This window comes from Bradyrhizobium sp. 25ACV, assembly GCF_054863005.1.
Genome location: NZ_JAVAYO010000006.1, coordinates 47,923 through 73,388, shown reverse-complemented (window position 1 = coordinate 73,388; position 25,466 = coordinate 47,923). Strand labels below are relative to the sequence as shown.

Here is a 25,466-nt window from a genome sequence, read left to right as displayed (position 1 = left end):
ACGATTCGTCGCGATGAGAAGAATTCGTGGGCACGCTCCGCTTTGCCCACCCTGCGAGACCGTGAACGTTGCGCCAGTGTGGCCGGATCAAGTTCTACGCAAGTCCTGCATCCACCCGAAAGCACTGGCTGGTGATGCGCTGGCTTTCGTCGGAGGCGAGGAACAGCGCCATGTTGGCAATGTCCTCGGGCGTCACGGCATCCGGAACGGCTTGGCGCGAGCGCATTTCGGTGATGACCTGCTCGTCCGGATACCACAGCCGGCGTTGACGTTCGGTAATCACCATGCCCGGCGCGATCGCGTTGACGCGGATGCGGTCGGGGCCGACCAGCCGGGCCAGCGAGTTGGTGAAACCGACGATCGCCGCCTTTGCCCCGGCGTAGACCGGCAGCGCCGGTGCACCGCGCATCCAGGCGATCGACGACATGTTGATGATCGAGCCGCCGCCGCGCGCCTGCATCTGCGGCACCACCGCTTGCGCAGCAAAGATGACGTGCTTGAGATTTACGCCGATCATCCAGTCGAACTTTGCCGGCGTCACCTCGGCCAGCAACTGGCGTTGATCATTGGCGGCATTGTTGACGAGCACTGCGGCATCGCCGAGCGATCGCTGCACCTGTGCCATGGCCGCGCGCAAGGCCTCGATGTCCAGGAGGTCGCAGGGCACGAACAACGGCGCGGTTTCGGATGCAGCGCTCACCTCCGCGACCAGCGCCGCGCCGGCTTCTTCATCCACATCGAGGAACGCAACGCGCGCCCCCTGGGCCGCGAAGGCGCGCACGAAGGCGGCCCCGATGCCGCTGGCGCCGCCGGTGATCAGTACGACGCGGTCCGCAAGTCCGGCATAGCTCGTCTTTGTCATGCGATCAGTCGCTCCGTCTCGGGGTCGAACAGGCAGATGCGGCGCGTATCCAGCGCGAAGGGGGCTGCCGTCCCCGGCGGGGGACGGATGTCCGGCGTGATGCGGGCCAGCGCGGACTCGCCGCCGAGCCGCAGCAGCACGATGGTTTCGGCGCCGGTGGGCTCGACCATCTCCACCGGCGCGTGGACGACGATGGGTGCATCGCCGGAGAACACGCGGTTGCCCTCCGCGATGCATTCCGGCCTGATCCCGAACACCACCTCGCGGCCAAGATAGGGTGCCGCCGCATCGTATCCCTGCAGGCGAAGGCGAAACTCGTCCGGCCGCCCCGCACCGATCACGACCACGGGACCGCCGGCGTCGGCCTCGAGCCGCGCCGGCATGGTGTTCATCGGCGGTGAGCCCATGAAGCGTGCGACGAACAGATTGGCGGGATAGCGGTACACGGTATCAGGATCGGCAAACTGCTGCACCACGCCGCGATGCATCACAGCGATCCGTGTCGCCATCGTCATCGCCTCGATCTGGTCGTGGGTGACATAGATGATGGTCGCGCCGATGCGCTGGTGCAGCCGCTTGATCTCCATCCGCATCTCGACGCGCAGTTTTGCGTCGAGATTGGACAGCGGCTCGTCGAAAAGGAAAAGCAGGGGATCGCGCACCAGCGCACGGCCCATCGCCACGCGCTGGCGCTGGCCGCCGGAGAGCTGCGACGGCTTGCGGCCGAGCAGGGCCTCGATCTGGAGCAGTTTGGCGACATTCGCGACCGCCTTGTCCTGCTCGGCCTTCGGCACATGACGGCATTCCATGCCGAAGGTGATGTTCTGGCGCACGGTCATCGACGGGTAGAGCGCATAGGACTGGAACACCATGGCGATGTCGCGGTCCTTGGGCGGGACGTCATTGACCACGCGTCCACCGATTTCGACGGTCCCTGCGCTCGGATGATCGAGCCCGGCAACGATGTTGAGCAGTGTAGACTTGCCGCAGCCGGATGGCCCGACCAGCACCGTGAACTCGCCGCTTTCGATGTCGAGATCCACGCCCTTCAGCACCTCCAGATTGGCGTAGCGCTTCGACAGGGTTCGAATGCTCAGTGCTGCCATGACGCCTCCATCATTTCACGGCCCCGGCAGTCAGGCCGCGGACGAAGTATTTGCCACCGAGGAGATAGATCAGCAGCGTCGGGAGCGCCGCGATGATCACCGCGGCGCTCTGCACGCCGTGCTGCGGGATGTCTGCGACTGCAGCGGACAGCGCGATGAGAGCGGCCGTGACGGGCTGCTGCTGGCCGCTCGTGAATGTCACGCCATAGAGGAACTCGTTCCAGATATGCGTGAACTGCCAGATCACGGTGACGATCAGGATCGGCGGCGAGAGCGGCAGGATGATGCGCCAGAAGATGCGAAAGAACCCAGCGCCGTCGATGCGCGCGGCCCTGATCAATTCATGGGGGATGGCGACATAATAGTTGCGGCAGAACAGCGTGGTGAAGGAGAGCCCCTGGATCGTGTGAATCAGCACGAGGCCCGCCAGCGTGTTGATGAGACCGATGTCGCGCAGCACGATGGTCCAGGGCAGCAGGCGCATCTGCTGGGGAAGGAAGAGGCCGAGGGTCACGATGCCGTAAATCCAGGTGTCGCCGCGAAAACGCCAAAGCGATACGGCGTAGCCGGCGACGGCACCGAGCAGGGTCGAGAAGATCGTCGCAGGAATCGTGACGAGGGCGGAGTTCAGCATGTACGGCCGGATGCCGGCGCAGGTCTCGGCAACGCAGAAGCCGCTCCAGGCAGCCAGGTAGTTGCTCCAGGCCCAGTGCTGCGGCCAGCCGATCATCGAGCCCTGCGCGATCTCCTCGTTGCTGCGGAGCGAGTTCAGCACGACCACAGCCAATGGCGCGAGCCATGCCGCAGCGATCAGCAGGACGATGAGGTAGATCAAGATCCGGCTGGAGGCGAAGGTTCGCTCACGCATGGGCGGCCCGCCGTCGCTGGACATATCGCCACGCCGCATACGGCAGCAGCACTGCGAGAAGAATGAGCAACATGAGCACTGCCGCCGCCGCGCCCCGGCCGAGCAGGCTGCGCTGGAACATCAGATCGTAGACGACGAGTGCCGGCAGCTGGGTTGCGATTCCCGGCCCGCCATTGGTGAGCGCGCGGACGAGGTCGAACGTCGAAATCGCGAACTGCAACTGGATCACGACGACGGTGATCGTGATCGGCCAAAGCGACGGCAGAATGATGCGCCGGTAGATTCGGACCGGTCCCGCACCGTCGATCTGCGCGGCCTTGATGATGTCGGTGTCGACGGAGCGGAGGCCGGCGAGGAACAGCGCCATGGCGAAGCCGGAGGATTGCCAGATCGCGGCGATCACGATGGTCCAGATCGCCATGTCGCGGTCGATCAGCCAGTCGAACTTGAAGGAGGTCCAGCCGAGGTCGTGGACGAGCTTCTGGATTCCAAGGCCAGGATTGAGCAGCCAGCTCCAGACCGTGCCGGTGACCACGAACGACACCGCAAGGGGATAGAGGAAGATGGATCGCAGCACGTTCTCGCCGCGGATGCGCTGGTCGAGCAGGATCGCAAGCACGAGGCCGGTCGCCGCACTCAGCAGCACGAAAGCGCTGCCGAACAACAGCAGATTGTCGAAGGCGATCTGCCAATTCCGCGATGCCGCGACCGCCGAGTAGTTGCGCAGCCCCACCCAGCCCGAGACGGGGATCAGCGTCGATGGTGTGAACGAGATCCAGATCGTCCACAGCGAGAACGAGACGAGGTGCGCGGCCGACAGCAGCAGCGGCACCCAGATCATCAGATATTCGGGCAGCCGGCGCATCCATTCAGGAAGCGCCGGCCGGCCCGGTTTTATCGCGGCGGCATTGGTCAACGCGCGCCCTCGACGGCCTCGGCGAGGCGGGTGGCCGCCTGCTCGGGCTTGATCGTCTTGTTCTTCACGTACTCCGTGATCACGTCGATCATCGCGGCGGTCATGCCGTTCTCCTGCGCCATGTTGTGCGCAAGGCTCAGGACCGCCTGGTTGCTGGCGATGGCGTCCTTCAGAGCTGCCGCGGTCCGCCGTTGACCGTCCGACCAGCCCTCGCCGGACAGATCGACGTCGGTGCGTACGGGGATCGATCCCGTGATCTGCGAGTACATGGTCTGGATCGCCGGATCCATGACGAGCTGGGCCATCAGGGTCTGGCCGGCTTGCAGGTCAGGCTCCTTGCGCTGCCAGAAGATGAAGGCGTCGGCGTTCAACAGGAACACCGGCTTGCTGTTGTCGCTCGGGCCTGGCGCGATCATGAAGTCCTCGAACTTGAAACCGGCATTGCGCAATACGCCCTGCGCCCAGCCGCCCATGATCATCATGCCCATGTCGCCGTCGACGAAGCGCTTCAAATTGGTCGAGAAGTGCTGGGCGCCGACATTGGGGTCCATCCAGTCGGCGATCTTGCGCACCTGCGCGAACGCAGCCTTGATCTCAGGGCCCTCCAGGGCCTTCTTCTCGAGATTCATGATGGCGGCGCGGTATGCGAGGGGACTGATGCCGGCCAAGGCAGCCTCGAATTTTTGCCCGTCGTCGGGGCGGGTGCCGCCGTTGGCGACGGGATAGGGGACGCCGCCTGCTTTCATCTTGTCGGCGAGGTCGTTGAAGTCTGCCCATGTGACGGGGATCTTGTCGGCCTTGGCCTTGTCCATCGCGCGCTTGGACAGGAACAGCATGTTGGTGCTGTAGATCTGCAAAGGCAGTGCGATCCATTTGCCGCCCGGCTTGTGCAATTTCGCAAGGTCTGGCGCGACCACCTTTTCGTAACCGGCGGCAGCGACGACGGCGTCGAGATCGACGGTCGGGGCAATCTTCGACCAGGCTGCAATCTCGGGACCCTTGAGCTGGGAGCAGGCCGGTGGATCGCCGGCCATGATCTGGGCGCGCAGCTTGTTCATCATCTCGGTGGTGAAACCGGGGACGGGCGAGTGCTGCCAGACGCCGCCTTTCTCCTCGAACTTCTTGCCGAGTGCGGTGATGGCCGCCCCGTCGCTGCCCGCAGACCATTGCGAGATCGCGGTCAGGCGCGGCTTGACCGCGCCTTGCGCGCGGGCAAAGGCCGGCAGTGCGAGCGTGGCAACGGATCCAGCGAGCAGACGGCGCCTTGTTGTCGTGATCGGCATGGCAGTTCCTCCCGGTGTGAACTCTCTTGCGCGCGAGCCGCGCAGCTTCAGGCCATCTCAGGCGGCCTCCGTCGACGCGGCCGGCATGCCGCCGCGGCAGGCGAGGCAGAACGCGGCGAAGGCCAGCGCGGCCCTGGGATCATTGCCGTTCGACGGCGGCACGAAAGCGAGCGACACCTGCGCATGCTTGCGGCCGCCGAGCAGGCAGGCATCGACGCCGTCGACCAGTGCTTTCCGATCGCCTTCCGCAAGGAGCGAGGGCCAGCCGGAGATGGCGACGCCGTGACAGGGCTTGACGTTCAGGGTGTTGCCGATCGCAAGCCCAAGGCGATACAGGCGATGCCGCAGCTCCTGACGCACGCGCGAGGAGATCGGGATCGCGCTGACCCAATCGCTGCCGAGCTGGAGCAACTCCGGCTCGGGCACGCCGAGAAGCTCGGCCAGCGCCGGAAGCGAAGTATAAGCCTCGACACAGCCGAGGTGGCCGCAGCGACAGCGCGGCCCCCCTTCACCAAACACCATGTGACCGAGCTCGATCGGCTGGAGCGCGTCGGTCTCGACGGGATCATCCATCCAGGCGCCGGCAACGCCATGGCTGACAAAGACGAACAGGTGCGTGTCATTGAATGGATAGTTTTCGGTGCGACAGCGATGGAATGTGGCGTGCGCCACGACCGAATTGGTGAATTCGACGGGCACGTCGGCGAACATCTCGCCGAACATGTCGCTGATGCGCCCGACGTCACAGGGAATGATGGGATTGCCCGCGGCGCTGAGCCGGCCGAGGCCCGGAATGGAGACGCCGACCTGCGAAAGGACGACGCGGCGCCGCCGCGTCCAGTCGCGCAACAATGTCATCGCTTCGCGAAACGCCCGGCCGACGGTCTCGACGGTCGGCGTCTTCGGCAGCGGCACGCGCTCGGTGTAGTGCAGCTCGCCCGACAGGCCGCCGACGCCGAGGCTGAGGTGCTGAGCGGTCAGCTCGAAGGCTGCCAGGGCGACCGAGCCATCGAGCGACACGAGGCCGGTCGGACCGCCGACGTAAGGGGCAGGGCGCCGCACTTCCGCGATCAGGCCTTCGGCCTTCAGGTCAAGCAGGATGCGCGACAGGCTCGCTTCGGACAGGCGCACGGCCTTGGCCAGCGGCGGGCGAAACGAGCCGCCCGACTGGAGCAGGTGAGTCAAAATGGCAGCGCGCGTCTGCCGCCGACTTCTCGGCTGCTCCGGCATTTCCATCCCTGTCGTCATTCTTACTTAGTGTAAGAATTTGCGCGCGGAGCGCTCTGACTGTCAAGGCGTTTGCGGCCGCAGGCGTGGACTTGTTGTTGTGCGCGGCAGCAAGAGGGCGAGTTGTTCGACCCGGTTTCGCAAACAAAAACGGCGCCATCTTGCGATGGCGCCGCTTCGAAAGCCGTAACGGCTTGGATCTTACTTGCGATCCTTGATCGCGACGTAATCGCGCCGGGTGACGCCGGTGTAGAGCTGGCGCGGACGGCCGATCTTCTGCTGCGGGTCCTCGATCATCTCGCTCCACTGGCTGATCCAGCCGACGGTGCGGGCGACCGCGAACAGCACGGTGAACATCGAGACCGGGAAGCCCATCGCCTTCAGCGTGATGCCCGAATAGAAGTCGACGTTCGGGTAGAGCTTGCGGTCGATGAAGTACTGGTCGCTGAGCGCGATCTTCTCGAGCTCGAGCGCCACCTTCAGCATCGGATCGTCGCCATGGCCGGTCTCCTTGAGCACGGCGTGACACATCTTCTGCATGATCTTGGCGCGCGGATCGTAGTTCTTGTAGACGCGATGACCGAAGCCCATCAGGCGGACTTCGGAGTTCTTGTCCTTCACCTTGGCGATGAATTCGGGAATCTTGTCCACGGAGCCGATCTCGGCGAGCATCGCGAGGGCGGCTTCGTTGGCGCCGCCATGCGCCGGACCCCACAGGCAGGCGATGCCGGCGGCGATGCAGGCGAACGGGTTGGCGCCGGACGAGCCGGCGATGCGCACCGTCGAGGTCGAGGCGTTCTGCTCGTGGTCGGCGTGCAGGATGAAGATCTTGTCCAGCGCGTCAGCCAGCACCGGGTTGATCTTGTAGTCCTCGCACGGCACGGCGAAGCACATGTGCAGGAAGTTCTCGGCGAACTTGAGCGAGTTCTTCGGGTACACGAAGGGCTGGCCGACCGTGTACTTGTAGGCCATCGCCGCCAGCGTCGGGATCTTGGCGATCATGCGCATGGAAGCGATCATGCGCTGCTTCGGATCGTTGATGTCGGTGGAGTCGTGATAAAACGCGGCGAGCGCGCCGACCGCAGCCACCATGATCGCCATCGGATGGGCGTCGCGGCGGAAGCCCTGGAAGAAGCGGGCCATCTGCTCGTGCACCATCGTGTGATGGGTCACGCGGTCGTCGAAATCCTTCTTCTGCGCAGCGGTCGGCAGATCCCCGAACAGCAGGAGATAGCAGGTCTCGAGGAAGTCGCCGTTCTCGGCGAGCTGCTCGATCGGGTAGCCGCGGTATTCCAGCACGCCCGCGTCGCCGTCGATATAGGTGATCTTGGACTGGCAGCTCGCGGTGGAGGTGAAGCCGGGATCGTAGGTGAACAGGCCGGACTGGCCGTAGAGCTTGCCGATATCGATGACATCAGGCCCGACGCTGCCGCTGTGGATCGGGAGATCGTAGTTCTTGTTTCCGACCGTCAGCGTAGCGGTCTTATTGCTCGGTTTTGCGTCCATCGTAGGTCCCCGATGAAATGTGAAGCGGGCCGGAGCCGGAGGCCCCCTTGCGAGATGATGGGGCAGGCCGGATGTTCCAGAAGGTACGGGGGAGATGGGTATATTATTGCTGTGTGCGCTGCAAGATCACCGCACGCATGCTCGACTTACGTCGTAGACTGATCTTTAAGCCGGCCGAGGCTTTCCTGGCGTCCCAGGACGTCCAAAACCTCAAATATACCAGGCGACGTCGTCCGCCCGGTCAGCGCGGCCCGCAAGGGTTGGGCGACCGCGCCGAGCTTGAGACTATTTTCCTCGGCAAAAGCGCGTAGCGCAGCTTCGGTGGTGACGCCGCTCCATGTCTCGACTTTCTCCAGCGCGGAATGAAGCTGGCCGATCAGCTTGCGGTTCTCGGGCGTCAGCAGCGCTTGTGCCTTGGGATCGAGCTCAAGCGGCCGGTCGGCGAAGATGAAATAAGCGCTGTCGATCAGCTCGATCAGCGTTTTGGCGCGCTCCTTCAGGGCCGGCATGGCCTTGAGAAGCTGGGCGCGCGTGGTGTCGTTTAACTTGGCCTTAATCTCGTCGCGTGCGGGCACGAGATGGTCGAGCACGTCCTCGAACATCTTCACGAGTGATTGATCGTCGGCGTGGCGGATGTAGTGGCCGTTGAGGTTTTCCAGCTTGGCGAAATCGAAGCGGGCGGCGGCACGGCCGACGCTGGCGAGGTCGAACGCCGCGATCATCTCCTCGGTCGAGAAGATCTCCTGGTCGCCATGGCTCCAGCCGAGCCGGACGAGGTAATTGCGTAGCGCGGCCGGCAAATATCCCATGGCGCGGTAGGCATCGACGCCGAGCGCGCCATGGCGCTTTGAGAGCTTCGAGCCGTCCGGGCCGTGGATCAGGGGGATGTGGGACATGCTCGGCAGAGCCCATCCCATCGCATCGTAGATCTGCTTCTGGCGCGCGGCGTTGATCAGATGATCGTCGCCGCGGATCACATGGGTGACGCCCATGTCGTGGTCGTCGACCACCACAGCGAGCATGTAGGTCGGGTTGCCATCGCCGCGCAAAAGCACGAGGTCATCGAGGTTCTCGTTCTGCCAGACCACGCGGCCCTGGACCTGGTCCTCGATCACGGTCTCGCCGGTCTGCGGCGCGCGCAGGCGGATCGTCGGCTTGACGTCGGACGGGGCTGTCGCGGCATCGCGGTCGCGCCATAGGCCGTCATAGAGGCGGGTGCGCCCTTCCGCGCGCGCCTTCTCGCGCATGGCGGCGAGTTCCTCGGCGGTCGCATAGCAGCGATAGGCCTTGCCGTCGGCGAGCAGCTGCTCGGCGACCTCGCGGTGGCGCGCGGCGCGGCTGAACTGGTAGATGACCTCGCCGTCCCAGCCGAGCTCCAGCCATTTCAGACCGTCGAGAATGGCGCCGATCGCAGCCTCGGTGGAGCGCTCACGGTCGGTGTCCTCGATCCGGAGCAGCATCTTGCCGCCGTGCTTCTTCGCGTACAGCCAGTTGAACAGCGCGGTGCGGGCGCCCCCGATATGGAGGAAGCCGGTCGGCGAGGGAGCGAAGCGCGTGACGACGGAATCGGTCATTCTTGGCAGGGCCTATGCTTTGGAGGCGGTGGTGTATAGCAGGAACGGGACATAAACAAAGCCCGTCGGCGGACCTGCCGGGCCGCGCTCAAGGCCTTGCTTAAGCTCTTGGCTCAGCCTTCCGAATTTGGCAGAAGAACCGCTGATTTCCCGACAGGATTTTCGTAATGACAGAACCGGTGGCAGCTGAGGTTGGGCGCGATTTCATTCGTGACATCATCCAGGCCGACCTCGACCAGGGCAAGTACAGGGAGATCGTGACCCGGTTCCCGCCGGAGCCGAACGGCTATTTGCATATCGGCCATGCCAAGTCGATCGCGCTGAATTTCGGCATCGCCCAGGAGTTTCCGGGCCGCTGCCATCTCCGCTTCGACGACACCAATCCGGTCAAGGAAGAGCAGGAATATATCGATTCCATCCAGGCCGATGTGCGCTGGCTCGGCTTCGACTGGGGCAAGAACCTGTTCTTTGCCTCGGACTATTTCGACCGCCTGTACGAATGGGCGGAGCAGCTGATCCGCGAGGGGCTCGCCTATGTCGACGACCAGACCCAGGAAGAGATCCGCCTCGCGCGCGGCACGCTGACCGAGCCCGGCAAGAACTCGCCGTTCCGCGACCGCAGTGTGGACGAAAACCTCGACCTGTTCCGCCGCATGAAGGCCGGTGAATTCCCGAACGGCACGCGGGTGCTGCGGGCCAAGATCGATATGGCCGCGGGCAACATCAATCTGCGCGACCCCGTGCTGTACCGCATCCTGCATGCGCATCATCCGCGCACCGGCACCAAGTGGCACATTTATCCGAGCTACGATTATGCCCACGGCCAGTCGGACGCGATCGAGGGCATCACGCATTCGATCTGCACGCTGGAGTTCGAGGACCACCGGCCGCTCTACGACTGGTTCATCGAGAAGCTGCCGGTTCCCTCGCAGCCGCATCAGTACGAAATGGCGCGGCTCAATATCACCTATACGCTGCTGTCCAAGCGCGTGCTGACCCAGCTCGTCCGCGACGGCCATGTCGCCGGCTGGGACGATCCGCGCATGCCGACCATGGCGGGGATGCGCCGCCGCGGCGTGCCGCCGGCCGCGCTGCGCGAATTCATCAAGCGCATCGGCGTCGCCAAGGCCAACAGCGTGGTCGACGTCGGCATGCTCGAGTTCTGCATCCGCGAGGAGCTGAACCGCACGTCGCAGCGACGCATGGGCGTGCTGCGGCCGCTGAAGGTGGTGATCGAGAACTATCCGGAAGGGCAGACCGAGGAGCTCGAGGCGATCAACCACCCGGACGATCCCTCGGCGGGCACGCGGAAAATCACGTTCGGCCGCGAGCTCTATATCGAGCAGGACGACTTCATGGAGAACCCGCCGAAGAAGTTCTTCCGCCTGTCGCCGGGCAACGAGGTGCGGCTGCGCTACGCCTATTTCGTCAAGTGCACCGGCGTCATCAAGAACGACAAGGGCGAGGTGGTGGAGCTGCGCTGCACCTATGACCCCGCGACCAAGGGCGGCAACGCGCCCGACGGCCGCAAGGTCAAGGCGACGATGCACTGGCTGCCGGCAGCGAATTCGGTGCCCGCGGAGATCCGCATCTACAACCAGCTGTTCGCCAATCCGAGCCCGGACGCCCAAAACTTCGCGGCCGATCTCAATCCGCAGTCGCTCGAGATCCTCGCCGACGCGCGGATCGAGGCATCGGTCGCACAGAGCAATTCGACCGAGCCGATGCAGTTCGAGCGCCAGGGTTATTTCGTGCGCGACAAGGACTCGACGCCCGGCAAGCCGGTGTTCTCACGCACCATCGGCCTGCGCGACACGTTCGCGAAGGAAGTCGCGAAGGGCTGACGACATGAGCAATGAAGCCGACGCCATCGTTTCCGCCATCATCGCGAAATGGTGCGCCGGCTTCGCGACGCTCGACGCGGCCGCGCTGTCGTCGCTGTATACGAACAACGCGTTCTTCTTCGGCTCCAACCCGAAACTCTATCGGGGCAGGGACGGCGTTGCCGATTATTTCAACGGCCTGCCGCGCTGGCGCAGGCCGAGCGCTGCGTTCTCCGACGTGAACGCAGCGCAGGCCGGCCCCGATCTGATCAATATGGCCGCGACCATCTCGTTCGATCTCGCCGGCGAGCGGGACGATCTCGTCGTCAAGATGAGCTGGGTGATCGTCCGCGAGGACGGCGACTGGAAGATCGTCAATCACCACGCTTCGGCGAAAGCGCCGCTGATCTGAGCGCTTCGCACACGGCATCGTCATCCCCGTGTGAGAACGAACGTGCGCCCAGTGCGTTGGAGTGGGTCCGAACCAAGGAACCCACCATGCAGAACATCGCAGAACATATGGAAGTCATCGGCGCCGACGGCGTCCATGTCGGCACGGTCGATCGCGTCGAAGGCAACCGCATCAAGCTGACCAAGAAGGACAGCGGCGAGGGCAGCCACAAGGGCCATCATCATTTCATCGACAAGGGTCTCGTTGCCGATGTCGACGGCAACAAGGTGCGGCTGTCTGCCAAGGCGTCGGTCGCCGTGACCATGGAAGAGGAAAAGTAGGGGGCGCCTTCTCGCGTTCCCGATCTGTACCGCTATTCGCGGAGCCGCACGTTCCGGTAGCCTCAGTGCCAGTCGCGTCGCGTAAGGTGCAGGGACATGGCGGAGCCGGGCCGGCCAATACGCTCCCAGGGAGTCGCCGGGACGTGGCCGGTCGGCCGTGCTGCACCGGCTGGCGGCCTCGCGCCGGCGGGCTTTGGCGCCTGGCCGGCAATCATCGAGACGCTGCGTGAATGGGCCCGTGCCGAGGCCGGTCCCGGGCGCCTGCTGCCGTGGGTGCCGGTCGCGTTCGGCGGCGGCATCGCGCTCTACTTCGCTGCTGATCACGAGCCGGTGTTATGGGTCGTCGCAGCAACGGCGGCCGTGCTCCTGCTTGGCGCGATCCTATTGCGGAGGAGCCGGCTGTTTGCGCCTGCGATCATGATTGCGGCGGTCGCTTCCGGCTTTGCCGTGGCGACCTGGAAGACGGCGCGCATCGCCCACCCCGTGCTGGCCAAGCCGCTTTATTCGGTGGCGCTGTCGGGCTTCGTCGAGGCCCGCGACATCCGCGAGCGCACCGATCGTTTCGTGCTGCGCGTCACGGCCATGGAGGCGCAGCGCAGCGAGGTCAAGCTGGAACGCGTCCGCCTGTCGGTGCGCAAGGGCACTGCGCCCGAGGTCGGCAGCTTCGTGCAGCTCAAGGCCCGGCTGATGCCGCCGCTCTCGCCGGTGCGCCCCGGCAGCTACGATTTTTCGCGCGATATGTTCTTTCAGGGCATCGGCGCCTCCGGCTTCGTGATGGGCGCGATCACGGCTTCAATCTCGCCCGATGCCGGGGGCCTGCGGCTGCGCTATGCGGCCTTCATGCAGGGCCTGCGCGATGCGATCGACGCCCGCATCCGCGCCATGCTCGAGGGTGACAACCGCGCGATCGCGACGGCGCTGCTCACCGGGCGGCGCGATGCGATTTCCACGCCGGTCAACGACGCGATGTTCATCTCGGGGCTGGGGCACGTGTTGTCGATCTCCGGCTATCACATGGCGGTCGTCGCCGGCGTGGTCTTCTTCGCGGTGCGCGCACTGCTGGCCTTGGTCCCGGGACTGGCGGCCGGCTTTGCCATCAAGAAATGGTCGGCGGCCGCGGCGCTGGTCGCGGCTGCATTCTATCTGCTGTTGTCTGGCGCGGAGGTCGCGACGCAACGTTCGTTCTTCATGACGGCGGTGGTGCTGATCGCCGTGATGGTCGATCGCCGCGCCATCACCTTCCGTACGCTCGCGGTGGCGGCGCTGATCGTGCTCGCGGTCGCGCCGGAAGCGCTTGTGCATCCGAGTTTCCAGATGTCCTTTGCCGCGACGCTGGGTCTCGTCGCGCTGGTACAGATCGGCATGCCGAACCTGTTTGCCTCACCCGATCATTCGGCGACCGCGCGCGTCGCAATGTGGGGCGGCCGCGAGATCGCGATGCTGTTCCTGGCCTCGCTGATCGCCGGGCTTGCGACCACGCCCTACGCCGCCTTCCACTTCCACCGCGTCACGCCCTACGGCGTGCTCGCCAATCTCGGCGCGATGCCGGTGGTCTCTGCGCTGGTGATGCCGGCCGGGCTGTTGGGCCTGCTCGCAGCGCCGTTCGGGCTCGACGGCGTGTTCTGGTGGCTGATGGGGATCGGGATCGACTGGATGGTCGCGGTCTCGCGCTGGGTGGCGGCATTGCCAGGCGCGGTCGGCCGCATCCCGGCGTTCGGCATCGCGCCGCTGATCGCAGCGAGCCTGGGGATCATCGTGATGGGCCTGTTGCGCACGCCGTTGCGCTGGTGCGGTGCCATGGTGCTGCTGGTTTCCATCGGCTGGGGGCTGTCGGTGCGGCAGCCCGATATCCTGATTGCCGGGGATGGCGCGAGCGTCGCGGTGCGGGGCGGGGACGGGCGTTTGCATCTGATCAGGGCGGGCAAGGACAATTTCCTGCTCAAGGAGTGGTTGTCTGCCGACGCCGATCCGCGCGATGCCGGCAGCAGCGCGCTGGCGAGCGGCATATCGTGCGACGAGTCCGGCTGCGTGACGCCGCTCGCGGACGGACGGCTGGTCGCGCTGGCCTCGCGCATTGACGCGTTGGCCGACGATTGCGGCCGGGCCGCACTGGTGGTGACGTCAAGGCCCGCGCCGCCCGATTGTGCGGCGATGGTGGTGGATCGGCAGCGGCTCGCTCGCCAGGGCGCGCTGGCATTGACCCAGCGTGGCGACGGCTTTTCGGTTCAGGCGGTGAGGGCGAGAGGCACGAACCGCCCGTGGTTACCGGCCGGTGCGGGCGAAGGGGACTTCGACGGCAGGCTTGTGCCGAGGGCGGCTCCCCGCAGCCGCGACGCAACGCCATCGGAGACCGACTTGCAGGCCGACGATTGACGCGATTGATTACAGATACCAGGCCAGCACAGCTTCGAGCCTTGCGTTGCCGATGACTGGCAGGGCCACCATTCGGTCCAGCCCGGCTGCGCAGGCGTCCGAGCCGGCGACCGAGCCGTCGTGGGTGAGATCGTCGCTGAGCGCCGGCATGCCGGTGGCCCAGGCGCCGCCGATGCTGCCTTCGCCTCGGGAGATGAATCTGGTCGCATAGAGCGCGGCAGGGTCGGTGTGCGCGCTGCAATCGCCGGCGCGAAAGACCAGCGCGGAACGGGCCTCGTTCGGGACCCAGATCTCGAAGCGCCGCGCAATCGGCGTTGCCTGCGCGGAGAGGAAAGTCAGGACCCATGTCTGGTCGGTGCCGGTTCGGTAGGGCACGCCGACGCCGAGATTGATCCCGACCTTGGCTGCGTCCTCCCAGCGCAGGAAGCTCTTGGCGTCGTGCAAGTCCTTGATGATCAGCGGCAGGCCAGCCTTCCAGGTGCGTCCGGGCAGTCCAAAGCCGCGAGGAAATCTGGTGTGGCGGGAGTTGAATTCGAACATGTCAGCTGCGCCGTAATAGCCGTCGACGAGGCCCATCTCGTGGGAGAGATCAGGATCGTTGTGCCAGAGTTCGATCGCGCCGACATGCGCCTCGTCGCCGCCGCAGAACAGCACCATCACGGCTTGCAGGAATTCGCCTGCGAACACCGGCACCGCCACGCCGCAAGTGAGGCCGGCCGCGACGGCCTGATCGGTCCGCTTGAAATAGGAGTTGGCGAATTTCGTGAGGATGATTGGATGGCCGCAGGCCCAGGCCTTGCCTGGAAGCCCCTCGTCATATCCGAAGTTCAGCTCTTCGCTGAAGGCCTTGAACGCGGACAGCCCTTCATCGTAGAGGCCGCCGCCGAATTCCAGCCGCATGCGCGTCCGGTCAGGCACCCAGAGTTCAACGACGCGAATGAAGGTTTTCATCGAGCGTGTCCGCCGCCTCAAACCACGACAGCATCGGTCATTTGGCTGCGGAGCGGAGGTTCAAAATTCAGGCAGGACGGCCCAAACTTCGTGCGGCGACGAGGTTCGCCGCTCGAATTTCGTGAAACAAAAACCCACCGGGCTCGCCGGCCTCGGCCGGCGACGGCATTTCAATCCTGGCCCTCGACCCGTCGGCCGGAGGGCGTCAGCCGATCGGCAGTCGCGTGACCGTCGGGCGACTGTCGGCGATGATCTGCGGCTTGTGCTCGCGCTCGCCGATCGGCTGGGTCACGGGCAGTTGCAGCACGGTTGCGCGCTGGCCTTCGACGAGCTGCGTCACCAGCACGGATTTGCCGTCCGGGAATTCGATCGCATCATGATGGCGATCGGGAATGTGCGGATCGATCTTGCCGAACTTGCCGACGCGGGAGTTGACGGTGCGCGTCCAGATCCAGCGGTTGTCGTAACGGACGTTGTCGGCGAAAGCGAGCTCCGTTCCCGGCAGCAGGCAGACTGCGACGGAGAGATCGGCTTCGGAGGCGAAGCCGCGCGTCGAGGTGCCGCGGAATGTTGTCGTGACGATCGTCTCGCCGACTTCTGCGGGGCGCGTCGCGACGGCATGCAGGCTGTAGTCACACATCGGGTGCTCCTCAATGCAGAGATAGCGACCCGCACCTCTTTCGGAGGCGCAGGCCCCTACCAGAGTGGAAGCACGTGACGGTCTGCTTGGTTGTAGGCAAATCTGCGGCTGGGATCCGCGAGCCCCGATCACATTATCTTTTCCATCTTTTCCGAATTCGATAGGAACAAAGTCGGCTTCCGTGCATTTGGCAGGCGCGCGTCAACGACCGGCGAAACCAGCCAGCCCGAGTATCGCCAGCTCGGCTGTGTACGCGCTGCATCGCGGTCGTTGCGGATTTTCTAGATCACGGCCGTGTCCTGGCCGACATGATGACGCGCCCAGCGTTGCTGCGGTTGCGCTCAAACGATCTGGCGCATTCGGGCTGTCCCCCTCGACCTCGAAAGGCCGCGAAGCGATGTTGCTTCGCGCGGCCTGCCGGGGATGTCGCGGACAAGGAGGGGCCAGATAATCTGTGCAGTACCAGAAAGACTATCCAGCCGGAGCGGACCATCATCCGCTCCAATCTCTGATCGGCGATGCCGATCGAAGGCGCGCGCGAGGCGCTGAGTACTTCCGGTATGAGTAGTTCCGGTATCAGTACTTGCGATAAAGCCCGATCAGCTTGCCCTGAATCTTCACGCGGTTCGGCGGCAGGATGCGCACCTCATAAGCGGCGTTGGCGGGCTCCAGCGCGATCGAGGCGCCGCGGCGGCGGAAACGCTTGAGCGTGGCTTCCTCGTCGTCGATCAGCGCCACCACGATGTCGCCGGTATCGGCGCTCTCGTTGCGCTGGATCAACGCCATGTCGCCGTCGAGGATGCCGGCCTCGACCATGGAATCGCCGCGCACTTCGAGCGCGTAATGCTCGCCGGAGCCGAGCATGTCGGGCGGCACGCTGATGGTGTGGCTGCGGGTCTGCAATGCCTCGATCGGAGTGCCGGCCGCGATGCGGCCCATCACCGGCACCGCAACGGGCCGCTCGCCCTCGTCCGCGGACGCGCTGGAGCTCGCGCGGACCTTGCCGAGATTGCCCTCGATGACGCTTGGCGTGAAGCCGCGTCGGTTGCCGGCGGCAGCCTGGAGCTCCGGCAGCTTGATCACTTCGATGGCCCGGGCGCGGTTGGGCAGGCGGCGGATGAAGCCGCGCTCTTCGAGCGCGGTGATCAGGCGGTGGATGCCTGACTTCGAGCGCAGATCGAGCGCATCCTTCATCTCGTCGAAGGACGGCGGCACGCCGCTTTCCTTCAAGCGTTCGCTGATGAACCGCAGAAGCTCGTATTGTTTGCGCGTTAACATCTCGACCAAAGTCCCCCGGTTGATGTCGTTCGATTCCGAGACGATGAATTCAGCGATAAGCCGCTACATCCTCGAAACAAATCATGAACGGACACTATATGTTCGATACATGTTCCGCAACTGCTTAATTTACCGTGAACAGAGCGAAGCTCGCGGAATGCGTGTGGCCGCGCAGGTCAGACGGGGAGCCTTAGCATCTCGCAGGGGCTGCCGGCCTCGGCCTTTGGCGCAAACGGTGCGCGCACGAGAAGTACCTGTGCTGCAGCAAGATTCGCAAGCAGAGAGGAGTCTTGATGGCTGACGGGAAGGGCGACGAGCGTGCCATCGTCGCGCTTTTCCAGGCGCGCGCGCAGATAATCCTCGCGCTGGTCGTTGGCGCTGAGATCGCGGCCCAGCACGACGCGCTCGCGATGGTGATGAATCACCGAACGGCCCGACAGCGCGCGAATCAGCGGCACCATGAACAGGAAGGCGCAGACATAGGACGATACGGGATTGCCGGGCAGGCCGATGACGCCCATCGTCCCTAACCGTCCGTGCATCATCGGCTTGCCGGGCCGCATCGCGATCTTCCAGAACGCCATCGCGATGCCTTCTTCCTTGAGCGCCTGCTGGACCAGATCGTGGTCGCCGACCGATGCGCCTCCGGTCGTAACCAGGACGTCGGCGCCGCTTTCGCGCGCGCGGCGGATGCCGGCGGTGGTGGCCTCCAGCGTATCGGCGGCAACACCGAGGTCGATGGTCTCGGCGCCCTCGCTGCGGGCGAGCGCGTGCAGGGCATAGCCGTTGGAATAGACGATCTGGCCGTGCCCGGGCGTTGAGCCCGGCATCACCAGTTCATCGCCGGTGGCGAGGATCGCGACCTTCGGACGGCGGCAGACGGCGAGAAGCGGGTGATTCATTCCAGCGGCGAGGGCGAGATCGCGCTCCGTCAGACGGGTTCCCTTGCACAGGAGAACGTCGCCCTCGCGGAAATCGACGCCGGCGGGGCGGATGTGCCGACCCACGATCGCGGCTTCCTTGATCGTTATGTGCTGGCCCTCGGCGATCGTGTCCTCCTGGATCACGACAGCATCGGCGCCGTCGGGAACGACGCCCCCGGTGAAGATCCGCACGGCTTCGCCGGCGCCGACCTTTCCCGCGAACGGACGGCCCGCTGCGACCTCACCGATCATCATCAGCCTTGAATCGATTGTCGCCGCATCGGCCGCGCGCACGGCATAGCCGTCCATCGCCGACATCGCCTGGGGCGGTTGGGTGCGCCGCGCAGCGACGTCCTGCGCGAGCACGCGATGGTAGGCTTCGTCGAGCGAAACCGTCTCTGCAGGCAGCGGCGCTGCACCCGCCAGCACCGCAGCAAGGGCGTCGGAAACCGGCATCAAGGCCACGGCGAAACTCCTGCTCGGCACGTTCGGACGAAATGTTCCGACAGTCTTCTAACCGAGCGCGGGAGCAGAGGCAAAATTGCGGAGCGGGCACGATTTATCCTGCCGCTTTCAGCCCTGGATGGAAGGCAGGCTCAGGCCTGGCGTGGCATGATCCAGAGAACGAGACCGATCAGCAGGAGGGTGGCCATGGTGAGGACGAGAATGACGAGTGCCACGGCCAACATCGCTCAACTCCCGCTCGGCCGGTCCGGCCCGTCGTCCAGCGCGACGTCGGGAGCCTTCGGGCCTTGATCCTTGTCGGGCAGCGGATCGGCCTGGGATTTCAGGTCGGCGGCCTTGCTGATCAGCTTGGCGGACAGGTCAGAATCCGAGGTGGTTCTTGCGAATTCAAGCAGGAGAGAGGCTTGCTTGGTGAGATAGGTTTTGCCCAGCACGTCCATAAGTCCGGTGTAGAAGTCCCAACGGACTCAAGAGTCCGGAAGGGGTCATTCCGTTCCCGGAACTCCGTACAAAAATGCACAAAACGCTCTGGTTCCTCATTTTGGGCAAAATTGGTTCCGGGAAGGCTGCCCGACGTTGCGCCTCCCGCTGAGCGGAGATCGTCAGATGCCCAATGCCTTCAAGGCGTTCCCGACGTCGCGCGGCGACGTCACATGCACCGCCGTCAGCCCGCGCGACCGCGCGCCTTCGATGTTCTCGGCGAGATCGTCGAAGAACACGATGCGTCCTGCGGGCACGCCGATCGCGGCGACGACATGGTCGAAAGCCTCCGCGTCCGGTTTTCGCAGGCCGATGCTGGACGACAGATACAGCGCGCGGAAATGGCCGAGCAGTTCGCCATACTCCTTCGAGAAATAGTCGACATGCGGCCGGTTGGTGTTGGAGAAGGCGTAGAGCGGCATCTGCTTCGCCGCACGCGGCAGCAGCTCGGCGATATCGGGCATCTCGCCGGCGAAGATCGCGTTCCAGCCTTCCAGGAACTGCGCGTCCGAAATGCCGATGCCGAGCGAAGCACGCAGCGAAGCGAAATAGTCCTCGTCGCTGATCTTGCCGACCTCGTGCAGCCGGTAGGCCTCGTCGCGCACATAGCGCGCGACGATGGATTCGGGCTGGCAGCCGGCATGTCCCGCCCAGCAGGCGATCGCCTTGGAGAAATCGATGTCGAGCACCACGCGCCCGAGATCGAACAGCAGCGCATCTGCGCTGCCGGGAGAGAGCGAAGTCATTGCGTCCTTTTCACTCAGTATCGATAGGGATCATGGTCGAACAGCGGGAATGCGCTGAACACGCTCGGCGCGTTGGTGGCGGTCACCGGATGCAGGCAGGATTTGTCGACCTCGGCAAACGACGTGGCGCCCAAAAGGCCGAGGCAGCGCAGCACCTCGTCCTCCAGCAGCTCCAGCATCCGCGCGACGCCGGCCTCGCCAGCCGCCGCCAGCGCCCAGCATTGCAGCCGGCCGATGCCGACCATGTCCGCGCCCGCCGCGATCGCCTTGACGATGTCGGTGCCGCGACAGATGCCGCCGTCGACCATGATCTTGGCGCGGCCCTTCACGGCCTCGACGATCTCGGGCAGCACATGCATGGCGCCGCGGCCGTGGTCGAGCTGGCGGCCGCCATGGTTGGAGACGTAGATCCATTCGACACCGTGATCGACCGCGATCAGGGCGTCCTCGGCGGTGGCGATGCCCTTCAGGATCAGCGGAATCCTGAACTTGTCCTTGATCATCTTCACGGTCCGCCACTCCAGGCCCTTCTGGAAATCGCCGCCGGTGGCACGCAGGCGGCTCTCGCGAACGTAGCGCTTGGCGATGTCGCGTTCACGACGGCTGTAATGGGCGGTGTCGACGGTCAGGCAGAAGGCGGCATAGGCGCTCTTCTCGGCCCGGCTGACGACATCGGCGACGAAGGCATCGTCGCCGCGGACATAGAGCTGATAGAGCCGCAGCGCATCCGGCGCGGCTTCGGCGGTCTGCTCCAGGCCGGGCTCGGACACCGAGCTCAGCATGTGCGCCGCACCGAAGGTGCCGGCAGCACGCGCGACGCTCGCCGCGCCATCCGGGTCGAAGATCTCGAGCGCGCCGACGGGGGCGAGCACCACCGGCAGGCGCATCTTGCGGCCGAACTGCTGAACCGAGCCGTCAACCTTGCGGACGTCGCGCAGCACCCGCGGGCGGAAGGCGATCTCGTCCAGCGCCATGCGGTTGCGGCGCATCGTGGTTTCGGTCTCGGCGGCGCCGACGATGTAATCCCAGGCGTTCTGGTTGAGGTTGGCCCGCGCTTTCCGAATGAATTCGTGCAGGTTCTGGAACGGCTCGTTGCTGGCGCCGAGCTCGACGTTCCGTTCCGGCCGGATCCGGGGTGCTTCGTTCATTGTTATCCTCCCGAGAATTTGAAGCCTTGTGTCATCGCCTAACCCGTCCAGCGCTCCAAAACCATCCTAAAATGGCATGGCTGCGCGGCGTGGACGGGCGCACCGATTCCCCCTTTAGGTACCTTTGGGGCGGGCCAGTCCTGCAACGTTGCCAAAAGTTTAGGTCCGAACGAAGCGATTTCTGCGGTGTACCGGTCGGCGGTGCGTCCCGGCCTTGAAGAAACCAGAATGGTATTGTGAGAAGTGGGCTGGATCGCCAATTGCATGGCGCTTCCCAAGTGTGCTTCCCAAGTCTCGAGAGACGAGCCCAAGCAAGCTCAAGCGAACCGCCAAGCAAAAAGGCAAGCCCATCCATGCGGAAAACCCTGCTGTTCCCTCTGGGCGCGCTCACCGGAGCGTGTCTCACCCTTCTGGTCGCCAGCCCGCACGGTGGTGTATGGGCGGCACGGGCGGCAGCGAGCGCGGACGATGCCTATTCCCAGCTCAACCTGTTCGGCACGGTGTTCGAGCGCGTCAAGGCGAGCTATGTCGAGAAGCCCGACAACGCCAAGATGATCGAAGGCGCGATCACGGGCATGGTGACCTCGCTCGATCCGCATTCGCGCTACATGAACGCGAAGGCCTGGACCGAGATGCAGGAGACCACCTCCGGCGAGTTCGGCGGCCTCGGCATCGAGGTCACGATGGAAGACGGTCTCGTCAAGGTCGTCTCGCCGATCGACGATACGCCCGCCTCGAAGGCCGGCCTGATGTCCGGCGACCTCATCAGCAAGATCGACGGCGAGGCCGTGCAGGGCATGACGCTCGAGCAGGCCGTCAACAAGATGAAGGGCCCGGTCGATACCAAGACCAAGCTCACGATCGTGCGCAAGGGCGCGGACGCGCCGCTCGACGTCGCGATCACGCGCGAGATCATCCACGTGCGCCCGGTGCGCTTCCACGTCGAGAACGGCGACATCGGCTATATCCGCGTCACCTCGTTCAACGAGCAGACCACCGACGGCCTGAAGAAGGCGATCGCCGCGATCTCCAAGCAGGTGCCGCAGGAGAAGCTCACCGGCTACGTGATGGACCTGCGCAACAATCCGGGCGGTCTGCTCGATCAGGCCGTCTCGGTGTCGAGCGCCTTCCTCCAGCGCGGCGAGGTCGTCTCGACCCGCGGCCGCAGCCCGGAAGAGACCCAGCGCTTCACCGCGCATGGCGGCGACCTCACCAGGGGCAAGCCGCTGGTGGTCCTGGTCAATGGCGGCTCGGCCTCGGCTTCCGAGATCGTGGCCGGTGCGCTGCACGATCACAAGCGTGCGACCATCATCGGCACGCGCTCGTTCGGCAAGGGTTCGGTGCAGACGGTCATTCCGCTCGGTGCCGGCAATGGCGCGCTGGCGCTGACCACCGCGCGCTACTACACGCCGTCCGGCCGCTCGATCCAGGCCCAGGGCATCGCCCCCGACATCGAGATCCTGCAGGACGTGCCGCCGGAGCTGAAGGGCCGCATGGACACCATGGCGGAGTCCCAGATGCGCGGGCATCTCTCCGCCGGCGAGGGCGGCGAGCAGACCGGATCGCAGTCCTACGTTCCGCCGAAAGAGGAGGACGACAAGGCCCTGCATGCCGCGTACGACTTCCTGCACGGCGTCACCGCCAATGCGGTGGCCGCAAAGCCCGCGTCGAAGGCCGCAGTGCCGAACTAGGTCTTACGCCCCCCAGACATTGATCGCCCGGGAGTGGATGACCGCTCCCGGGCGATTTCGTTTGGGACCTTAGCGGTGTCCGCGGCGGCCCTAACTCGCCTCGCGGCGGCGGGCTTTCGCGCCGCCGCGCTGGGCGAGGCGGCTGCGATGCAGCGCGAACAGCTCCAGCACCTTGTCGGCGGGCTTCGCGGCGCTGAACAGATAGCCCTGCATCTCGGAACAGCCGAGCGCGCGGAGCAGACGCTGCTGCTCTTCGGTCTCGACGCCCTCGGCCGTGGTGGTCATGCGGCGCGCGGCCGCCAGATTGACGACGGCCTGGACGATGCTGGCCGAGCCGTCGGGACCGGCGATGTCGTCGACGAAACAGCGGTCGATCTTGATCTTGTCGAACGGGAAGCGGTGCAAATAGCTCAGCGACGAGTAGCCGGTGCCGAAATCGTCGAGGGCGATGCGCACGCCGATGGCGCGGAGCTGGTGCAGGATCGCCAGCGCCGTGTCGTCGTCGCGGATCAGCACCGCCTCGGTGATCTCGAGCTCGAGCCGGCTCGCCGGCAGGTTGGAAGCAGCGAGCGCCGCCATGATCTTCAGCGCCAGCGTGCCGCTCTTGAACTGCACCGGCGAGACGTTGACGGCGAGGCGGATGTCGTCGGGCCAATTCGCAGCGTCCCGGCAGGCTGTCGCCAGCACCCATTCGCCGATCTCGTTGATCAGGCCGGTATCTTCGGCGATGGGGATGAACTCCGCCGGCGAGACCATGCCGCGCGCGGGATGACGCCAGCGCACCAATGCCTCGCAGCCGGTGATGCGATCATCCTTCAGGCTGAGGCAGGGTTGGTAATAGACCTCGAGGCCGCCATCGCGCCCCCCTTGGGCGATGGCGTGGCGCAGGTCGCTCTCGAGCTGCCGGCGCTCGCGGACCTTGGCATCCATCTCCGGCTCGAAGAAGCGATAGGTGCGGCGCCCGGCGGACTTGGCGGCGTACATCGCCATGTCCGCGTTCTTGAGGACCTGGTCGAGCGCCGTGCCATGTTCCGGCGCGAGCGCAATGCCGATGCTGGCGTCGGTGGTGAGATGGTGGCCCATGCAGTCGAACGGCGCGCGGATGGCGGCGAAGACCCGTGCGACGAGCTCGTTGACCTGGTCGAGCGACGTCACCGTGCTCTGGACGATCGCGAATTCGTCGCCGCCGAGCCGCGCCACGAAATCCGCCGGGCCGGCACAACGGCGCAGGCTTCCGGCGATCGATTTCAACAGCTCGTCACCGACGAGATGGCCAAGCGCGTCGTTGACGCCCTTGAATTCGTCGATGTCGATGTAATGCACCGCGATCTGTTCGTCGTTGCCGACTGCGGCCAGCTCTTCGCGCAGATGCTCGTGGAACATGGTGCGGTTGGGCAGGTCGGTCAGCGCGTCGTAATGGGCGAGGTGGGTGATGCGCTCCTCGATCCGGCGGCGCTCGGTGATGTCCTCATGGGTCGCCACCCAGCCGCCGTCCGTGAGCGGCTCGTTGGGGATGTGGATCGAGCGGCCATCGGAGGTGTCGACCACCATGGAATTGCGCGTATGGATGCCCTTCAGCACGCGCACGACATAGTCGTCGATGTCCCCCGTGAACGAGCCGGTCGCCTTGCGATGGGCGATGATGTCGTGGAAGCTCGAGCCGGGCTTCACGATCTCGGCCGACAATCCGTACATTTCGAGATAGCGCTGATTGCAGACCACCAGCCGCTGCTCGGCGTCGAACAGCAAGAGGCCCTGCGTCATGTTGTTGACGGCGCGATCGAGCCGCTGCTTTTCCAGCGTCAGCCGCTCCCGCGAGAGGCGGTGCTGCTCCAGAAGCTTGCGCACGACCGCGATCAGCACGCCTGCGATGGCGAGTGCGGAAGAGGCGGCCACCGAGATCAGGATGCCGATCTGCTCGCGCCAGTCCGTCAAGGCGGAGGCGCGCGTCGTGGTGGCCATCATCAGGATCGGGAAGTGGGGCAGGGCGCGCGAGGAGATCAGCCTGTCTTCGCCGTCGACGGGGCTCATGAATCGTCCGGCGAAGTGATCGAGGTCGAAGACTCTCTGCTGCGCAGTCGTGCCGGACTTGAAATTCCGCCCCATTAATTCGCTGGAATGGGGATAGCGGGCGAGCAGCGTGCCGTCCCGATGCAGCATCGAGATCGTCGCGCCCTCACCGAGCACGACGGAGGCGAAGAACTTCTCGAAATTGGCGGGTTCGATGCCGCGCCCGACGATACCCAGAAACTCGCCGTTCGGCCCGACGATCCTGCGCACGATCAGGACGGTCCAGGCGCCGGAGACGCGACTGTGCAACGGCTCGATCAGGATATCAGGCGAATAGGGGTCGTATTTGAAGGTGCGAAAATAGGCGCGGTCGGCAACGTTCACTTTCGGAGCCGGCCATGCTGTCGACGAATTGATCAGATTGCCTTCGGCATCGATGATGTTGACGCCGCCGATGTAAGGCAGCGCCTCGATCTTCGAGCGCAACATCCGGTGGACGTCCTCGTCGGCGAGGCGCTTGCGATAGTCCTCCACGGTCCTGATTCCGGTCGTGCGGACGTGATCGACGAAGTCCTTCTGGATGACCGCGAAATCCTGCAATTGCTGATCGAAATGATGGGCGAGCAGCAGCGCCGTGTTTTCCAGCTCGCGGCTGGAGTTGCGCAGCGCCCGCTCGCGGAAATTCTGCGCCATCAGGACCGAGCCAATGGCGATGGCCGCGATCAGCAGGGCGCCGCCCACCACCAGCCAGCGGATCGGTCCGCTGCGCACGAAGGCGTGGTCAAAGAGGCGACTGCCGAATCTCGTCATCATGCTGGATCATTGCCGTGCACACGTCAGGATCAATTCTTGGCCCCGAAGACA

General features: G+C 65.0%; 21 protein-coding genes. 5 read left to right on the top strand and 16 right to left on the bottom strand.

What is annotated here, in order from left to right; translation table 11 throughout:
• Positions 1-94: 94 nt before the first annotated feature.
• The 8 genes from RAD04_RS15470 to gltX form a co-directional block, all read right to left on the bottom strand.
• Complete coding sequence (locus RAD04_RS15470; RefSeq protein ID WP_461624457.1) at positions 95-862, bottom strand: SDR family NAD(P)-dependent oxidoreductase; 768 nt, start codon at positions 860-862, stop codon at positions 95-97.
• Positions 859-1,968, bottom strand: coding sequence for an ABC transporter ATP-binding protein (locus RAD04_RS15465; RefSeq protein ID WP_461624456.1), 1,110 nt, complete (start codon positions 1,966-1,968; stop codon positions 859-861). Before RAD04_RS15465 ends, RAD04_RS15470 begins: the two co-directional genes overlap by 4 nt.
• A gap of 10 nt (positions 1,969-1,978) precedes the next feature.
• On the bottom strand, positions 1,979-2,836 hold the full coding sequence (locus RAD04_RS15460) for a carbohydrate ABC transporter permease (protein WP_461624455.1): 858 nt from the start codon (positions 2,834-2,836) through the stop codon (positions 1,979-1,981).
• Complete coding sequence (locus tag RAD04_RS15455) at positions 2,829-3,701, bottom strand: carbohydrate ABC transporter permease (protein ID WP_461624727.1); 873 nt, start codon at positions 3,699-3,701, stop codon at positions 2,829-2,831. Before RAD04_RS15455 ends, RAD04_RS15460 begins: the two co-directional genes overlap by 8 nt.
• A 47-nt stretch (positions 3,702-3,748) precedes the next feature.
• A complete protein-coding gene (locus tag RAD04_RS15450) occupies positions 3,749-5,035 on the bottom strand; it encodes an ABC transporter substrate-binding protein (RefSeq protein ID WP_104461543.1) in 1,287 nt (428 codons plus the stop codon).
• 57 nt (positions 5,036-5,092) lie between these two features.
• Complete coding sequence (locus RAD04_RS15445; RefSeq protein WP_461624726.1) at positions 5,093-6,271, bottom strand: ROK family transcriptional regulator; 1,179 nt, start codon at positions 6,269-6,271, stop codon at positions 5,093-5,095.
• A gap of 192 nt (positions 6,272-6,463) precedes the next feature.
• Positions 6,464-7,768 (bottom strand): citrate synthase, encoded by a 1,305-nt coding sequence (gene gltA, locus RAD04_RS15440; protein WP_018320224.1) that lies wholly within the window; start codon positions 7,766-7,768, stop codon positions 6,464-6,466.
• A 146-nt stretch (positions 7,769-7,914) separates the two neighbouring features.
• A complete protein-coding gene (gene gltX, locus RAD04_RS15435) occupies positions 7,915-9,342 on the bottom strand; it encodes a glutamate--tRNA ligase (protein WP_461624454.1) in 1,428 nt (475 codons plus the stop codon).
• 167 nt (positions 9,343-9,509) lie between these two features.
• Here gltX and RAD04_RS15430 point away from each other — a divergent pair, with 167 nt between their 5' ends.
• The 4 genes from RAD04_RS15430 (at position 9,510) to RAD04_RS15415 (ending at position 14,270) form a co-directional block, all read left to right on the top strand.
• On the top strand, positions 9,510-11,186 hold the full coding sequence (locus RAD04_RS15430) for a glutamine--tRNA ligase/YqeY domain fusion protein (RefSeq protein ID WP_461624453.1): 1,677 nt from the start codon (positions 9,510-9,512) through the stop codon (positions 11,184-11,186).
• Positions 11,187-11,190: 4 nt separating this feature from the next.
• The gene (locus RAD04_RS15425) at positions 11,191-11,577 is read left to right on the top strand and encodes an SgcJ/EcaC family oxidoreductase (RefSeq protein WP_461624452.1); all 387 of its coding nucleotides are present in this window, start codon (positions 11,191-11,193) and stop codon (positions 11,575-11,577) included.
• A gap of 86 nt (positions 11,578-11,663) precedes the next feature.
• On the top strand, positions 11,664-11,897 hold the full coding sequence (locus tag RAD04_RS15420) for a DUF2171 domain-containing protein (protein ID WP_461624451.1): 234 nt from the start codon (positions 11,664-11,666) through the stop codon (positions 11,895-11,897).
• A gap of 96 nt (positions 11,898-11,993) precedes the next feature.
• Positions 11,994-14,270, top strand: coding sequence for a ComEC/Rec2 family competence protein (locus tag RAD04_RS15415; RefSeq protein WP_461624450.1), 2,277 nt, complete (start codon positions 11,994-11,996; stop codon positions 14,268-14,270).
• A gap of 9 nt (positions 14,271-14,279) precedes the next feature.
• On the opposite strand, the gene RAD04_RS15410 is transcribed toward RAD04_RS15415, so the two are convergent.
• The 7 genes from RAD04_RS15410 to RAD04_RS15380 form a co-directional block, all read right to left on the bottom strand.
• Positions 14,280-15,221 (bottom strand): GAF domain-containing protein, encoded by a 942-nt coding sequence (locus tag RAD04_RS15410; protein ID WP_461624449.1) that lies wholly within the window; start codon positions 15,219-15,221, stop codon positions 14,280-14,282.
• A gap of 205 nt (positions 15,222-15,426) precedes the next feature.
• On the bottom strand, positions 15,427-15,861 hold the full coding sequence (locus tag RAD04_RS15405) for a hypothetical protein (RefSeq protein ID WP_028141557.1): 435 nt from the start codon (positions 15,859-15,861) through the stop codon (positions 15,427-15,429).
• Positions 15,862-16,437: 576 nt separating this feature from the next.
• On the bottom strand, positions 16,438-17,139 hold the full coding sequence (gene lexA, locus RAD04_RS15400; RefSeq protein WP_404556652.1) for a transcriptional repressor LexA: 702 nt from the start codon (positions 17,137-17,139) through the stop codon (positions 16,438-16,440).
• A gap of 176 nt (positions 17,140-17,315) precedes the next feature.
• Positions 17,316-18,527: a molybdopterin molybdotransferase MoeA gene (locus RAD04_RS15395; protein ID WP_461624448.1), complete on the bottom strand. Its 1,212-nt coding sequence runs from the start codon at positions 18,525-18,527 to the stop codon at positions 17,316-17,318.
• Positions 18,528-18,754: 227 nt separating this feature from the next.
• Positions 18,755-18,961 (bottom strand): hypothetical protein, encoded by a 207-nt coding sequence (locus RAD04_RS15390; RefSeq protein ID WP_091965798.1) that lies wholly within the window; start codon positions 18,959-18,961, stop codon positions 18,755-18,757.
• Positions 18,962-19,129: 168 nt separating this feature from the next.
• Positions 19,130-19,753 carry an HAD-IA family hydrolase gene (locus RAD04_RS15385; protein WP_461624447.1) on the bottom strand — a complete coding sequence of 208 codons (624 nt, stop codon included), beginning with the start codon at positions 19,751-19,753 and terminating at the stop codon, positions 19,130-19,132.
• A gap of 14 nt (positions 19,754-19,767) precedes the next feature.
• The gene (locus RAD04_RS15380) at positions 19,768-20,901 is read right to left on the bottom strand and encodes an alpha-hydroxy acid oxidase (protein WP_461624446.1); all 1,134 of its coding nucleotides are present in this window, start codon (positions 20,899-20,901) and stop codon (positions 19,768-19,770) included.
• A 353-nt stretch (positions 20,902-21,254) separates the two neighbouring features.
• On the opposite strand from RAD04_RS15380, the gene RAD04_RS15375 reads away from it, so the two are divergent.
• Positions 21,255-22,592 (top strand): S41 family peptidase, encoded by a 1,338-nt coding sequence (locus tag RAD04_RS15375; RefSeq protein WP_104461553.1) that lies wholly within the window; start codon positions 21,255-21,257, stop codon positions 22,590-22,592.
• Between the two features lie 90 nt (positions 22,593-22,682).
• On the opposite strand, the gene RAD04_RS15370 is transcribed toward RAD04_RS15375, so the two are convergent.
• Positions 22,683-25,415: a bifunctional diguanylate cyclase/phosphodiesterase gene (locus RAD04_RS15370; protein WP_461624445.1), complete on the bottom strand. Its 2,733-nt coding sequence runs from the start codon at positions 25,413-25,415 to the stop codon at positions 22,683-22,685.
• Positions 25,416-25,466: the final 51 nt, after the last annotated feature.